The sequence below is a fragment of the Polymorphobacter multimanifer genome (genome assembly GCF_014205635.1).
Taxonomy (GTDB): domain Bacteria; phylum Pseudomonadota; class Alphaproteobacteria; order Sphingomonadales; family Sphingomonadaceae; genus Sandarakinorhabdus; species Sandarakinorhabdus multimanifer.
Window position 1 is genome coordinate 1 of sequence record NZ_JACIIV010000027.1, and the last position, 12,997, is coordinate 12,997.

Sequence of the window (12,997 nt, forward strand, 5' to 3'; positions counted from 1 at the left end):
CGGCTCGACCCCATGGACGGCGCGGTGATCATCGATGAACGCGATCATCTTTTGAACGGGCGGTCGAGCTCCGCCATCGCAAAATACGCCGATGCTTTCCTGAGGATCTCGTTGGCCTGGCGCAGCTCCCGGTTCTCGCGTTCCGGTGCCTTCAGCATCGCGGCAACCTCGGTCGGAACGCCAGCTCGGCCGCCAGCATCAACCTCGGCCTTCTTCACCCACTCATGCAGCGTCTGCGCTGCACAGCCGATCTTGGCCGATACCGAAACCACCGCCGTCCAGCGCGAACCGTGATCCAGTTCGTGTTCCAGCACCATCCGCACCGCGCGTTCCCGCACCTCGGGCGCATACTTGTTCGTTGCCTTGCTCATAGTCGCTCCACCTTCTCAAGAGTTGGAGCCTCCGGCAAACCCGGCGCGATTCAGCGTCCCAGTCCTTCTTGAGGCCCTTGCCGTTCCGATCGGCGGCGTTGCACACCCAACGGTGGAACGACTCCAGCTGCCCCTCCAGCCATCCATCGTCCACATTGCGGCAGGACACGGCGAGCGCAGCCGAAAGAGGACGCGAAGGGGTCCAGCCCTCTGGGAGCGGATGATACTCGCGTGGCACTTTCCGGCTCGGTTGGGTGCAAGAAGGCGCCGCTATCGCGTCGAGCAGGAACGGTAGCCTGTATTGGTGCTGGCGGCCGGCTTCCTGCGTCGCGTCGACACGCGCTTCGCTCGGTGTACAGTTTGCCACTAAACTTCCCTCCTGTTGCGATGGTGGTAGGCAGGCGCCTTCATGGGGTGAGGTCCCGGGGAGGCGGGCTGTGGACGGCTCCGACGCCACACGAGCATTCATGGTTCATCGTCACGGCGGTTCTAATGGCATGCCATGGCCACCGTCAGATTCCATTGGTGCCCGGCGGTAATAGTCACGCGCGCGCGGGAAGCTTGCGCCTAACTGTCTGATCTTGCCTTGCCTTGCTGACGGCGGCAGTGCTCGCGGGATACTTCGAGTGATCCCGCTGGTGCCCCTCGATGTGATACATGGGAGGTGGAGTAACGCGCTGTGGCCCTGCATCGTGGCATGGGGTGATGGGAACACGAGACAGGGTTTTTCGTTGGGCTGCCCGGCCCAGGATCAGGCATGTTCCGCAGCGCTTGCCTATGATCTCGCCGCCAAATTCACGCTTCACGATGCCGAAGAGCGCTGCCGCATCGTCATCGGCGCCCTTAAGCATGTATGCCACGACACGGGCGAGATCGTCCGCATGAAACTCGCCGTACATCCGGCCTTTGAGGGCATGATCCAGCCGCAGTCCGATGGCATCGGTTTTCACCGTCCGTCTGCGGTAGGGTCCGGTCTCTCCAGCCCTCTTGATCCATGCACGCTGGCGATGACCAAAAGCCCGCCCCACGTGGGGAGGAACATGCATGGCGATGTGAACATGCTCACCCTTGTACGGTCCGGTCTCCCGAACCCACACATAGGCCAATGCATATCCCTTCGAGCGCAGCCAGTCATTCGCGAGTTTGAAGAACCTGCCCGTCGCTTTCAACGCGCGATCCCCGGCTCCCGCAGTGGCCCAGTTGATCGTCACCCACCAGTTCAGCGGCATCTCGATCGCTTTAGCCTTCAGAATAGCTGACAGAACGAATTCCACATCATCCAGCTTGAGCGCATCGGACGTCCGTGCAGCCTTGTTCGTTGCCGCTCTATCGCTCCAAGTTCAAGTGTATCTCCAACCTACTATGGGCGATGCGCCTCGGCACCTGCGTCAACGATCGCTATCTATCTGCCTTTGCTCGGTTTCTGCGTGTTTTCAGGAATGAGCAAAATCTGGAATGTTTCGTATGTTATGCGTGGGGCGATGATGGGGAGCGCGTGGCGACACACAGCGATGACGAGAGACGTCGGGCCATACTAGTTCAGCACGCTACCATTGGTCGCGCAGACGGACCGGCGCTCGTTGATCCACTGCACAAAATCGGCGGTCTGGTAGAGCACCTTTGCGCCAAGCTTCGCGAAGGGGGGCCCTGACCCATTCGTCCGCCACTTGGCCGACGTGCCGCGGGGAATGCGGAACCAGGTCTCGAGGTCGAGAGGAGACAGGTAATGGGGCAGGGGCGCGCCCCCGCCATTGGTGCTGCACGGATCGGTCATGAGACTGTCCTTTATTGGGGTCAGCGCGTGAGCCGCAGCCACGACGCCTGGATGATCAGTCCGATCTGTTAAGCCGCACCGTGCTCGATCAGCCCAAACGCCTGTCGCAACTGAAAAGTTTGCAATTGTTTGCCATTTATTGATGCAATTGTTCATTGATCCCGGTCATGCGGTGCTATTAAGAGCAAGGAAGTTTGGTCGCTTTTTATGGCGTTTACCCTGATGATTGGCGAAATGCGTGAAGAAGACCTGCAGCAGGACTGTGCTTGATGCGTGCGGATCGGTCGCAGCCGAATTCGCCCTCGTCGTGCCGTTGCTCTTTTCGCTGATCTTCGGCGCGTTCGAGGCGGCGTCGATCGCGTTTTCGATGAACCTGATGCAGCATGAGGCCATGGTGCTGGCGCGGCGGCTCGCAGTGAACACCATCACGCCGGGCGAGATAGCGGGCCAGATCCAGCACAACCTGCCGCCATGGCTGCGGACCCATGTCTCCTACACCGTCGCGCATACCGACATCGAACAGCCCCGCCTGAACTTCATCACCGTGCAGCTTTCGGCCGCTGCCGACGATGCGTCACTGATCGTGTTCTTCTCGCGCGTCTTGCCCTGGACGATCCGGGCCACGGCAACCGCTAAGCAGGAGGTGCCCTTCGATGGCTGACCGGTTGGTCGCGCGCCTTTTCGGAGCGCAGCAAGGTGCTGTTGCCGTCATCGTGGCGATGATGGTGCCGGTTCTCCTGGGTGGGTTGGCGGTCAGCATCGACGTCGCGGTCCAGCGGATCGTCTTCAATCGCATGCAATCTGCAGCAGACGCTGCGGCGCTTGCAGGCGTGCAGACGCTGGCGGACGGCGGCAATGCGTCGACCGCAGCAGTCTCCTACGTCTCGCGCAATCTCCCCGCAGACTATGGTCTTGCCACCACCGCCGCAGATGTCGAGGTCGGCAGCTATGCATCCGACACCGGCTTCGTGCCGGGCGCCGGCTTGGATGCCAACGCCGTGCGGGTCATCGCCCGACGGACCGACCAGCGTGGCAACCCCGTTCCCCAGTATTTTTCGCGCATCCTCAATGTCGATCAACCCTCGATCATCGTGCAGGCCGTTGCGGCCCGCCCGGCGAATGTCTCGTACCAACCGCCCGAGCTGACGCTGCTCGATTCCGAAGCCGGGGATTTCAACCAGCTCTATGCCTATTGTTTCGACCATGCCGGCTCGGGCACTGCCGCGAGCCGCCGGTCGCAGATGACCCTCGTATCCAACAATCTTCCAGTGGGCTCGAATATCGCGACGATCAGCGGCAACCGCGTCAGGATCAACCCGCCGTCACCCGAAGATCTGGTCTGGCCGCGCTGCGAGCAGGAGGGGCAAAGCCTGAGCTTCCGCCTCACCAACACGCGCCATGTGAAGTCGCACCCCGTGCTGTGGTCGAACCCCAATGCCACGGTCGAAAATCGCCAGCCTGGCCGGCCGGTGAAGGAGCTGTACACCGATACCGTCATCACCGCTGGCAAGGAGACCTTCGCGCTGTTGCGCACGGTCGAGACGGTACGCTGCGACACGCTCGCCAAATGCAACCCCGATGTCTCGGGCAATGTGATCCCGCGCGGCAAGAACCGCACTCCGCTCGCGACCGGCCAGGGCTGCGAGCCCGGCAAGTTCATGTACTTCGGCTGGGAGGATCGGCCGCCGGGCCAGTCCGGCGTGTCGTCCACCTGGCTCGATCCGGCCTGGACCGACCGCGATTACGACGACATCGCCATCGTCATGCGGTGCCCGCGCGGCGGCCGCCTCGGGGACGGCCTGCCGCGGCTGGTGTCCTGACCGTCAGCGCGCCGGGGTGACGCTGATCACGCGCTCGGCATCGGCCATCACCGCCGCCCGGCTCCAGCGGAACGGCACCATCTGCCCTGCCGCCCAGCGTGGAAACAGGTCGCGGTAGTGCGGGCTGCCGGCATCCCCCGACTGGCCAGGGCTGTTGATGATGAGGCTGTTGTCCCACGCCCCCACATCGAGCACCATCCGCACCGAAGCGCCGTGGCGGACGATGAAATCGTTGCGCGGGCTGCCCGAGGCCATCGGCGTCGAGGCCGAGCCGCCAATCGGCAGCGGGCCGATCTGCCGCGCATCCTCGCGGCCGGGAATCGCGAGATCGGGCACGAACATGGCCTTGTGGATCGACCCCCAGCGCCACCGCGCCGGATCGGCACCGAGCAGTTTCACCGTCTCGGCCCAGGCCGATTGCAGCGAGGTTGCCAGAATGCGGTCGCGCATTGCCGCCGGATCGGGCCCGAGCAGCGGGTCCTGCTTTTCGAGCAGCGTCATCAGCGCCGGCAGCGAGGAGTTACCGAACGCCGGCCGCGCCGCCTCGGGCACCAGTGCCGCCACCGCAGCCTGGGCCAGATGGCGCTTGGTCCAGACCTCGAAAAGTGCGGCTTGCGGGCTGGCCTCATGCTCATGCCCGTCCCAGCCCGCCATGAAGCCGAGCATCTCGCGCGTTTCCGGCGAGGGAGTGACAGCGGCGAGCAGCGCCACGCCGCGCCGCGCGAGCGGGCTCACGGCATCGGCCTGCAGCGCCATGGCGTCGGTCAGGCTGAAACGCGGGTTGGTGCCGATCACTTCGGCAATCCGGTCGATGCGCGAGCGATCCCCCCATTCGAAGCTGATCGCCTGGTTCGGGAAATCGGACGGCACATTCATCTCGTTGGCGGTGGCAAACCAGCCTTTCGCCGGGTTGCGCACCGATGGCAGGTCGGAGGCCGGGCGCAGCCCCTGCCACCCGCTGCGGCCATCGGCGATCACCGGCAGCAGTCCGTCGCCACGGCTGCGCCTCGGCAGGAAACCCGCAGCCGCCCAGCCGATGTCCCCGTCCTTGCCGGCAAAGAGCAGGTTGAGCGGCGGCCCGCCCCATTTGTCGCTGCCAGCCTTGAAGCCGGCCCAGTCCTTCGCCTGCCAGAGCCAGCTGGCATTGAAATAGGCCGACGCCCCCGGCCGGTCCCAGGTGGCGCGCAGGCTGAAGCTGCGGCCGGTCGCCGGGTCGGTGTGGATGACCGGGCCATCGGCGGTGAAGCGCAGTTCCACCGTGCGCGGCGCCTCGCCCTTCACCTCGATTGTCTCGGTGACGGTGCGGAGGCTCGTCCTGGGCGGGTTGACCACCAGATCCTGCTGGTCGACCGCGAAGATGGTCAGCGCCCAGCCGATGTCCTCGTTATGGCCGAAGCTGATGCCCGGCAGCGCCGGCTCGCCCGCACCCGCAATGTGCAGCCCCGGTGCCTCCATGTGCACGACATAGCGGAGCGACGGCACCCCGTGCGCGCGGTGCGGGTCCCCCGCCAGGATCGGGCGGCCGGTGCTGGTGCGCGATGGCCCCACAACCCAGTTGTTCGAGCCCTCGCGCAGATCGGGGTCGGCGTATGCAATGGCTGACGGCGTGTCCTGCAGGATGATCTTGCCGGCGGTAAAACTCACCCCGCCGGTGCCGAGCTGGAAGTCCTTCAGCACATCGGCCGGGATGGTGCAGGGGTCGGCGGCGGCGGCGAGGTCGATGCTGTGCGCCGGGGACAGTTCGCGGCGCAGCGGCTCCAGTGCCACGCCGGCGGCGCAGATGGCGCGCGCCCGCGCCACTTCGGAGGGCAGGTTGCTCACCAGCGCATTGCTGCGGATGCGGACGATGTCATCGGCGGTCCAGCGCTCGGGCCGCGAGCCGGTGGCAGCGAATTCCTCGGGCATCGCCGCGCGTCCCGCCTCGACCTCGCTCACATAGGCGTTGATCCCGGCTGCAAAGGCCTGGGTCCAGCCTTTGGCTGCCGCCGGATAGGCAGCCCATTCCGCCGCCATGTCACTCCGGTAGAGAAACAGCCGGCTGGCGCGATCCTGCTCGACGAACGCCGCGCCGAAGCTGGCAGCGAGCCGACCCAGCCCGCGTTTGCGCCACAGGTCGATCTGCCAGAGCCGGTCGCGCGCCGTGGCATAGCCCTGCAGGAAGAAGGCATCCTCCGGGGTGGCGGCCTTGATGTGCGAAATGCCCCAGCGGTCGATGGCAATCTCGCCGGGCGCGCTCAGCCCGGCAAGGCTGCGGCTTTCGAGGAGCGCACCCGGCGGCAGCGGCGGCGGCGGCGTCTGCGCCAGTGCCGAAGTCGCACAGAATGCTGCAAGTGCCGTGCGGACCATGAGCTGCATATTCTTCTCCCCGGCGCAGATTGAAAGCCGGGGGGCCGGCTGGCAAGTGCTTAAAATTCCTTGATCACGCGCAGCGCGACCGACCGATGCGTCGCCCGCCGCGCCGGCTTCCGCACACCCGTCCTGCGGCTATTCGGCCGCGATCGTGAGGGCAGCTTCCGGTGCCTGCTGTGGGCCGCGGATGAGCTGTCCGGGCACAGCACCCGTCGGCACGCCGTGCTCGAAGGTCACCGCTCCGCGTTTGATCGTCGCCACATAGCCGTCCGCCGTTTGCAGCAGCCGCTTGCCGCCGGCGGGAAGGTCGAACGCCAGCCAGGGCTTGCCGAGCTTGAGCGTGCCCATGTCAATCAGGTTGATGTCCGCCAGATGCCCGGGTGCAAGCAGCCCCCGGTCCTCGAGGCCATAGAGAAGCGCGGTATCGCGGCACTGGCGCCGAATCGCATTCTCGATGCTCACCCGGCCCCGCACCCGGTCACGCACCCAGTGCTGGAGCAGGAAGGTGGGCGAGGCGGCATCGCAGATGGTGCCGCAATGCGCGCCGCCGTCCGAAAGCGAGATCACCGTGTCGGGGTGTTCGAGCAGCCCGGCGACGAAATCCAGATTGCCATCGGCATAGTTGAGCAGCGGCAGGTAGATGAAGCCGGTGCCGTCATTCGCCGTCAGCATGTCATAGGCATATTCGGCCGGAGACACGCCGGCAGCGCGCGCCAGCGTCTCGATCGCGAGATCGCGGCCCGGCTCGTAATCGAAGCCTTCAGGCATCGCATATTGCAGCCCGAAGCCATGCGCCACGACCATCAGCACCGCCTGGATGTCCGATTCGGGAATGATGCTCGGCTCGGCAAGCAACCGCGCCTTGAATGCCGGATCGTTGAGGTGCGCCAGCTGCTTCGCCCACGGCAGACCCTCGATGGCCACCCAGCTCTCGCGGAACTTGAACGGGTGCACGGTGCCTTGCCACGCCATCAAAATGCCGGTGCCGCGCAGCGCAATCTGCGCCACGATGTGCGCCCCTTGCGCGTTCTGCGCTTCGGTGGCGGCCATCTGCTCCTGCCAGCTCATCTCCTTGGCGATCGATTGCAGCATCGCGTAGGTCACCGGAAGCCCGGTCTCGCGGCTGAGATCGCCCATCCAGCTGAATTCGTTCCACTCGCGCTTCAGGTCCGACGCCATTTCGAAGACCCCGTGCCCAACCCGGCCCATCGCCCGGCCGATGCCGATCAGCTCCTCGCGCGTGGCGGTGGTGCCCGGCACCAGCACGCCATCGATCGACTTGTGGAGCACGGTGCGCGAGGTGGAAAAGCCCAGGGCGCCGGCGCGCAGGCCATCCTCGACAATGGCACTCATCGCGGCAATGTCGTCGGCGGTCGGCGCTTCGTTGTTGGCGCCGCGCTCCCCCATCACATAGGCGCGCACGGCCCCATGCGGCACATGGGTGCCGACATCGACCGTGCGCGGCAGTTCGGCCAGCGCATCGAGATATTCGGGAAAGCTCTCCCAGTTCCAGCGCATGCCTTCGGCAAGGGCGGTACCCGGAATATCCTCCACGCCTTCCATCAGCCCGATCAGCCATTGATGCCGATCTGGCCGGGCAGGGGCAAAGCCCACCCCGCAATTGCCCATCACGACCGTGGTCACGCCATGCCAGCTCGAAGGCGCCATCTCGGCGTCCCAGGTCGCCTGGCCGTCATAGTGCGTGTGGATATCGACAAAGCCCGGCGTCACATGCAGCCCGCTGGCATCGATCTCGCGGCGGCCGGAAGCGGAGATGGTGCCGACAGCCGTGATGCGCTCGCCGTCGATGGCGATGTCGCCGCGAAACGCCGGAGCGCCCGAGCCGTCGACAATGGTTCCCCCGCGGATGACCAGATCATGCATGGCGCTTCTCCCGATTGATGCGCAAAGCCTATCATGCGCGGATTGACGCGGGCACTGGCAATAGTAGGGTGAACACATGAAGAACATCCTCTGGGCAGCGGCCCTTTTCATCGGGAGCGAGGCAATGGCAGCAGAGTTTGTGGCGCAGGGCAGCTTCACGGTGAAAATGGCGCCGGAGGCGGAAGCCAAGGGTGAAGGCCTCACCCAGGGCCGCATCGCGGTGACCAAGGATTTCAGTGGCAGTCTGGTCGGCAAGGGCAGCGGCACCATGCTGAGCGGCATCACCCCGGAGCAGGGCTCGGCAGCCTATGTCCTGATCGAGCGCGTGGAGGGCACGCTCGATGGACGCGCCGGCAGCTTTGCGCTCGCGCATCTGGGGCTGATGGACAAGGGTGCCCCCGATCTGCGCGTCGCCATCGTGCCCGGCAGCGGCACCGGCGACCTCGCCGGCATCCGCGGCGCGATGACGCTCGATGTCGGCGGCGGCCGCCATGATTACATCCTCCGCTACAGCCTGGAGGCGAATTGAGTCGGGCGCGATTGCGAAGGTCGTGTGGGGCGGCTAAGCGCGCCGTATGAGCAACCAGCAGAACCAGTCCGGCGACGACGCGATCATCGAATCGCGCGATCAGCTGATCAGCGTCTTCGAACATGGCGCCAAGCCGGCGGCGGACTGGCGGATCGGCACCGAGCACGAAAAATTCGTCTATCGCCTCGCCGACAAGCGCGCCCCTTCGTACGACGAGCCCGGCGGCATCCGGGACTTGCTCAAGGGCATGGAGCGCTTCGGCTGGGAGCCGGTGATCGAAGGCGGCCATGTCATTGCGCTCAAGGGCGACGATGGCGCCGTCAGCCTCGAACCCGCCGGCCAGTTCGAGCTGTCCGGCGCCCCGCTGGAGACCATCCACCAGACATGCGCCGAATCGAACCGCCACCTCGCCCAGTGCCGCGAAGTTGGCGACGAGCTTGGCCTCGGCTTCCTCGGCCTCGGCTTCTGGCCGGACAAGACTCGGAGCCAGCTGCCGGTCATGCCCAAGGGCCGCTACGGCATCATGCGCGCGCACATGCCGCGCGTGGGGTCGCTCGGGCTCGACATGATGCTGCGCACCTGCACGATCCAGACCAACCTCGATTATGCGTCGGAAGCCGACATGGCGCTGAAGTTCCGCGTGTCGATGGCGCTGCAGCCGCTGGCCACCGCCCTGTTCGCCAATTCCCCCTTCACCGAAGGCAAGCCCAACGGCTTCAAGAGCTTCCGAAGCCATATCTGGACCGACACCGACCCGGCGCGCACCGGCACGCTGCCGTTCGTGTTCGAGGATGGCTTCGGATATGAGCGCTACGCCGACTATGCCCTCGATGTGCCGATGTACTTCGTCTACCGCGACGGCAAATACATCGATGCCGCCGGCCACAGCTTCCGGGATTTCCTGGCGGGCAAGCTTGCCGTGCTGCCGGGCGAAAAGCCGAAGCTCGGGGACTGGAAAGACCATCTCTCCACCGCCTTCCCCGAAGTGCGGATGAAGGGCTATCTCGAAATGCGCGGTGCCGACGGCGGGCGCTGGGACCGGATCTGCGCGCTGCCCGCCCTCTGGGTCGGCCTGCTTTACGACCAGGTTTCGCTCGATGCCGCCTGGGATCTCGTCAAGCACTGGACGCCGCAAGACCATGCCCGGCTGCGCGCCGAGGTCCCGCGCCTCGCGCTGCAGGCCGGCAGCCCGAACGGCGGCACACTGCAGGACCTTGCCAAGGCGGTGCTCGCCATCGCCGATGCCGGCCTCGCTCGCCGCGCGCGCCTCAACCGCATGGGCGACACCGAACAGGGCTTCCTCAGCCCGCTTCGCGAAATCGCCGAGAGCGGGATGACGACGGCGGACCGGCTGCTGGCGCTCTATGCAGGCAGCACCGACTTCATCTACGAAACCGAAAGCTACTAGCCGCGGCGCGCCGCCGCATAAAGCGCGATCGCGGCCGCATTCGACACATTCAGGCTCTCCATCGCCGCCGAAATCGGCAGCCTGGCCATCTGGTCGCAACGCTCGATCGTCAGCGCGCGCAAGCCTTCGCCTTCGGCGCCCATCACCAGCGCCGGCCGTGTGTCGCCGAGGGCCGATTCGAGATCGGCTTCGGCACTGCCATCAAGCCCGATCCGCCAGAAGCCCGCTTCGCCGATCTCGTCGAGAGCGCGCGCCAAATTCACGACGCGGCACCAGGGCAGTGCTTCGAGCGCCCCGGAGGCCGCGCGGGCCAGCGCACCATTCTCCTGCGGCGAATGCCGGTCCTGCGTCACCAGCGCGCGGGCGCCGAACGCCAGTGCCGAGCGCATGATCGCCCCGACATTGTGCGGGTCGGTCACCTGGTCGAGCACCATCAGCGGGCGCTTGTCATTGTCCGCCACCGCATCGGCGAGGAGATCGCCGAGCCAGGGCGATTCGAGCGGCTCCACTTCGAGCACAAACCCCTGGTGCGGTGCGTCGGTGGGCACCAGCCGGCCAAGATCATGGTCATCGCCATATTGTACCGTGAGGCCCGGCGGGATGACGATCGTCTGCGCGGACGCATGGGTGACGATCAGCTTGCGCAACGCCCGCTCGGGATTGTCGAGCGCCGCGAACACGGCATGCCTGCCATACAGCCGCGGGAACGCGCTCTTCTGGCCTTGTTGCGATTTGGGGTGAGGTCTGCGGCCCATGCGAGGGCCATAGCCTGAAACGTGCGGGCAGGGCCAGTGGCCCTGCCCTGACGATCGTTATTGCCCGCTTGTGGCCGCCTTGGCCGCCTCGACGGCAGCGGTGAACTCCTCGGCGGTCATGCCGAAGTGCAGGCCATCGGGCTGCAGCGCAAGGCCTGACACCGGCACATTGGCACTGCCGGCCTCCGACGTGAGCGTCACCAGCTCGCCGTCGACCTTTTCCACCTTGCCGATCACGACGCCGGCGGTGCCGCGCACATCGGCCCCGGGCACCAGTGCCGCCATCAGCTTCGCCTTGTTCTCGGCCGCTGCAGTCTCCACAGCGCTGTCGAGCTGGTCCTTGGTCATGCCCAGAAGCGGGCCTTCGGGCGTCTGTGCAAACGACGTCTCGGGAATCGCGACCTTGTTCTTGCCGGTATCCACGGTGACGTTGCCGCCCTCCGAGGCGGTCACGGTGCCGACTGTGCCGCCGGTGGTGTCCTTGACGGTGGCACCAACGGCGATTTGCGCCATCGCCGGCGCCGAAAGAGCTGCTGTGGCAATCAGAAAAGCTGCGATCCGACGCATGGTTGAATTCCTTCGCTATGCCAGCACGAGTGCGTGCCAACCAAAAACTATCGGCAAATTCGCGAATGGATCCCCGCCTAGCGACAGAGCGTTGCCAGCTGACGACAGTCTGTTCAGGAAAAGACCGAACCGGCCCCATTCATGACAGAATGTCGCAGCCTTTCGCCTGTTATCGTTGCCGGAGGCGCCCGATCGGGCCGGTTCGGACATAAAAAGAAGCGCAGGCGGCGGTGGTGGAGGGGGTTGGATTTGAACCAACGTAGGGAAAACCCGGCAGATTTACAGTCTGCTGCCATTGACCGCTCGGCCACCCCTCCGGATGCACGCCGCCGCCTGCGAAGCGGCGCTAGTGGCGAATTGCGCCCGCGCTTGTCAACCTAAGTTTGCAATGAGGCTTATCCCCAATACTAGTTGCGGTCGGGCACCACCCGGTCCCGGCCCATGCGCTTGGCGGTGTAGAGCGCCTTGTCGGCGCGCTCGAGCAGCGTGGAGGCGGTGTCATCGGCCTTGTCCGCCGCCACGCCCGCAGAGAAGCTCACCCGCCCCAGGCTCGAGCCATCGACGGCGTTGCGGATCACTTGCGAGGCCAGCTTGGCGCGAACCTGGTCGACCATGCTCGCCGCCAGCTGCACGGGCTTGCCCGGGATTATCGTGACGAACTCCTCGCCCCCAAGCCGCCCGACACTGCCGCCGAACAGCTCGGCATGGTCCGCCAGATGCTGCGCCACGAAGCGCAGCACATCGTCGCCGAGCGCATGGCCGAAGCGATCGTTCACCCGCTTGAAATTGTCGATGTCGATCAGCGCCAGCGACACTGGCTGTCCTGACCGGCGCGCCTCGCGCTGGTGCTGCTCGATCAGCTGGAAGGTGCCGCGCCGGTTGAGCAGCCCGGTCAGCTGGTCGGTCACTGCCGCCCGCTGAGCAGCGCCCAGCTTCACCGAAAGCGTGCGCGCCTCGGTCACCGCCACCGCCAGATCGGCTGCCAGCCGCGCATTGGCCTCCTGCATGGTGTTGGTGGCCTGGCCCAGATTCTCGAGCAGCTCGGCAAGTGCTGCCGCCTCCAGTGGCGTGGACAATGCCGACGACCCCTCCCCCAGCGCCCGGTCGTATTTGGCAAGGTTTGTCTGCCCCACTTCGATCGTCTCGGTCAGCGCCCTGGCCTGGTCGTGCACCACCTCGACAAGCGAGGCGACTTCGCCGGTGGTGATGCCATCGATGTGCTTGACGCGCATGTCCATCAGCGCCGGCAGGTCGAAGCCGCCCGCGGCAATGGCACGGTCCACGGCCAGCGACAGATCATGGTTTTCGTCGCGCACATAGCGCCAGAGCAGGTCATAGACCGGCGGCTCGGGGGGCAGGTCATGCATCACGCAATGCGCACGGACCTGGTCGAACCAGGCGAGTGCGGCGGTGCTTGCCGATGCTTCCTCGGCAGCCACCAGCAGTCCGCTAGCCATCGTCATCGCGCATCTCCCCGTTCGGTTGTGCGAAGGAATACGGCACGAGTGGGGTGGCGTTTAGGCTTTGCCTGGCAGGGCAG

At 65.7% G+C, this 12,997-nt stretch carries 11 protein-coding genes, 1 tRNA gene, 1 pseudogene and 1 other annotated feature; of the genes and pseudogenes, 4 read left to right on the forward strand and 9 right to left on the reverse strand.

Annotation, left to right across the window (positions count from 1 at the left end; all coding sequences use genetic code 11):
- Positions 1-90 (reverse strand) — a sequence feature (AL1L pseudoknot). This feature is flagged as partial in the annotation.
- From FHS79_RS15240 to FHS79_RS15250, 3 genes and pseudogenes are all read right to left on the reverse strand, one after another.
- Positions 1-371, reverse strand: a pseudogene (locus FHS79_RS15240) (transposase); the annotation flags it as partial. It overlaps the preceding feature by 90 nt.
- A 542-nt stretch (positions 372-913) precedes the next feature.
- A complete protein-coding gene (locus tag FHS79_RS15245) occupies positions 914-1,645 on the reverse strand; it encodes a rolling circle replication-associated protein (protein WP_184202068.1) in 732 nt (243 codons plus the stop codon).
- Between the two features lie 260 nt (positions 1,646-1,905).
- The gene (locus FHS79_RS15250) at positions 1,906-2,145 is read right to left on the reverse strand and encodes a MerR family transcriptional regulator (protein WP_184202071.1); all 240 of its coding nucleotides are present in this window, start codon (positions 2,143-2,145) and stop codon (positions 1,906-1,908) included.
- A gap of 238 nt (positions 2,146-2,383) precedes the next feature.
- Here FHS79_RS15250 and FHS79_RS15255 point away from each other — a divergent pair, with 238 nt between their 5' ends.
- Both FHS79_RS15255 and FHS79_RS15260 read left to right on the forward strand, forming a co-directional pair.
- A complete protein-coding gene (locus FHS79_RS15255; protein WP_184202074.1) occupies positions 2,384-2,806 on the forward strand; it encodes a TadE/TadG family type IV pilus assembly protein in 423 nt (140 codons plus the stop codon).
- Positions 2,799-3,965 carry a pilus assembly protein TadG-related protein gene (locus tag FHS79_RS15260; RefSeq protein WP_184202076.1) on the forward strand — a complete coding sequence of 389 codons (1,167 nt, stop codon included), beginning with the start codon at positions 2,799-2,801 and terminating at the stop codon, positions 3,963-3,965. Before FHS79_RS15255 ends, FHS79_RS15260 begins: the two co-directional genes overlap by 8 nt.
- Positions 3,966-3,968: 3 nt before the next feature.
- Here FHS79_RS15260 and FHS79_RS15265 read toward each other — a convergent pair whose 3' ends face one another.
- On the reverse strand, positions 3,969-6,320 hold the full coding sequence (locus FHS79_RS15265; RefSeq protein WP_184202079.1) for a penicillin acylase family protein: 2,352 nt from the start codon (positions 6,318-6,320) through the stop codon (positions 3,969-3,971).
- Positions 6,321-6,449: 129 nt separating this feature from the next.
- A complete protein-coding gene (locus FHS79_RS15270; protein WP_184202082.1) occupies positions 6,450-8,198 on the reverse strand; it encodes an N-acyl-D-amino-acid deacylase family protein in 1,749 nt (582 codons plus the stop codon).
- A gap of 76 nt (positions 8,199-8,274) precedes the next feature.
- Here FHS79_RS15270 and FHS79_RS15275 point away from each other — a divergent pair, with 76 nt between their 5' ends.
- Both FHS79_RS15275 and FHS79_RS15280 read left to right on the forward strand, forming a co-directional pair.
- Positions 8,275-8,727, forward strand: coding sequence for a DUF3224 domain-containing protein (locus tag FHS79_RS15275; RefSeq protein WP_207792384.1), 453 nt, complete (start codon positions 8,275-8,277; stop codon positions 8,725-8,727).
- A gap of 46 nt (positions 8,728-8,773) precedes the next feature.
- On the forward strand, positions 8,774-10,135 hold the full coding sequence (locus FHS79_RS15280) for a glutamate--cysteine ligase (RefSeq protein ID WP_184202085.1): 1,362 nt from the start codon (positions 8,774-8,776) through the stop codon (positions 10,133-10,135).
- Here FHS79_RS15280 and rlmB read toward each other — a convergent pair.
- The 4 genes from rlmB to FHS79_RS15300 form a co-directional block, all read right to left on the reverse strand.
- Positions 10,132-10,890, reverse strand: a complete 759-nt coding sequence (rlmB, locus tag FHS79_RS15285) for a 23S rRNA (guanosine(2251)-2'-O)-methyltransferase RlmB (protein ID WP_184202088.1) — start codon at positions 10,888-10,890, stop codon at positions 10,132-10,134. The two genes, FHS79_RS15280 and rlmB, sit on opposite strands and share 4 nt — an antisense overlap.
- Positions 10,891-10,947: 57 nt before the next feature.
- Complete coding sequence (locus FHS79_RS15290; RefSeq protein ID WP_184202091.1) at positions 10,948-11,457, reverse strand: hypothetical protein; 510 nt, start codon at positions 11,455-11,457, stop codon at positions 10,948-10,950.
- Between the two features lie 231 nt (positions 11,458-11,688).
- Positions 11,689-11,774, reverse strand: a tRNA-Tyr gene (locus FHS79_RS15295).
- A gap of 90 nt (positions 11,775-11,864) precedes the next feature.
- Positions 11,865-12,920 carry a GGDEF domain-containing protein gene (locus FHS79_RS15300; protein WP_184202094.1) on the reverse strand — a complete coding sequence of 352 codons (1,056 nt, stop codon included), beginning with the start codon at positions 12,918-12,920 and terminating at the stop codon, positions 11,865-11,867.
- Positions 12,921-12,997: the final 77 nt, after the last annotated feature.

What these genes read in the sequence shown, in the direction of transcription:
- FHS79_RS15250 (WP_184202071.1), bottom strand. Translation starts at nt 2,145, where the DNA reads ATGACCGATCCGTGCAGCACCAATGGCGGGGGCGCGCCCCTGCCCCAT.
- FHS79_RS15260 (WP_184202076.1), top strand. Translation starts at nt 2,799, where the DNA reads ATGGCTGACCGGTTGGTCGCGCGCCTTTTCGGAGCGCAGCAAGGTGCT.
- FHS79_RS15265 (WP_184202079.1), bottom strand. Translation starts at nt 6,320, where the DNA reads ATGCAGCTCATGGTCCGCACGGCACTTGCAGCATTCTGTGCGACTTCG.
- FHS79_RS15270 (WP_184202082.1), bottom strand. Translation starts at nt 8,198, where the DNA reads ATGCATGATCTGGTCATCCGCGGGGGAACCATTGTCGACGGCTCGGGC.
- FHS79_RS15275 (WP_207792384.1), top strand. Translation starts at nt 8,275, where the DNA reads ATGAAGAACATCCTCTGGGCAGCGGCCCTTTTCATCGGGAGCGAGGCA.
- FHS79_RS15280 (WP_184202085.1), top strand. Translation starts at nt 8,774, where the DNA reads ATGAGCAACCAGCAGAACCAGTCCGGCGACGACGCGATCATCGAATCG.
- rlmB (WP_184202088.1), bottom strand. Translation starts at nt 10,890, where the DNA reads ATGGGCCGCAGACCTCACCCCAAATCGCAACAAGGCCAGAAGAGCGCG.
- FHS79_RS15290 (WP_184202091.1), bottom strand. Translation starts at nt 11,457, where the DNA reads ATGCGTCGGATCGCAGCTTTTCTGATTGCCACAGCAGCTCTTTCGGCG.
- FHS79_RS15300 (WP_184202094.1), bottom strand. Translation starts at nt 12,920, where the DNA reads ATGACGATGGCTAGCGGACTGCTGGTGGCTGCCGAGGAAGCATCGGCA.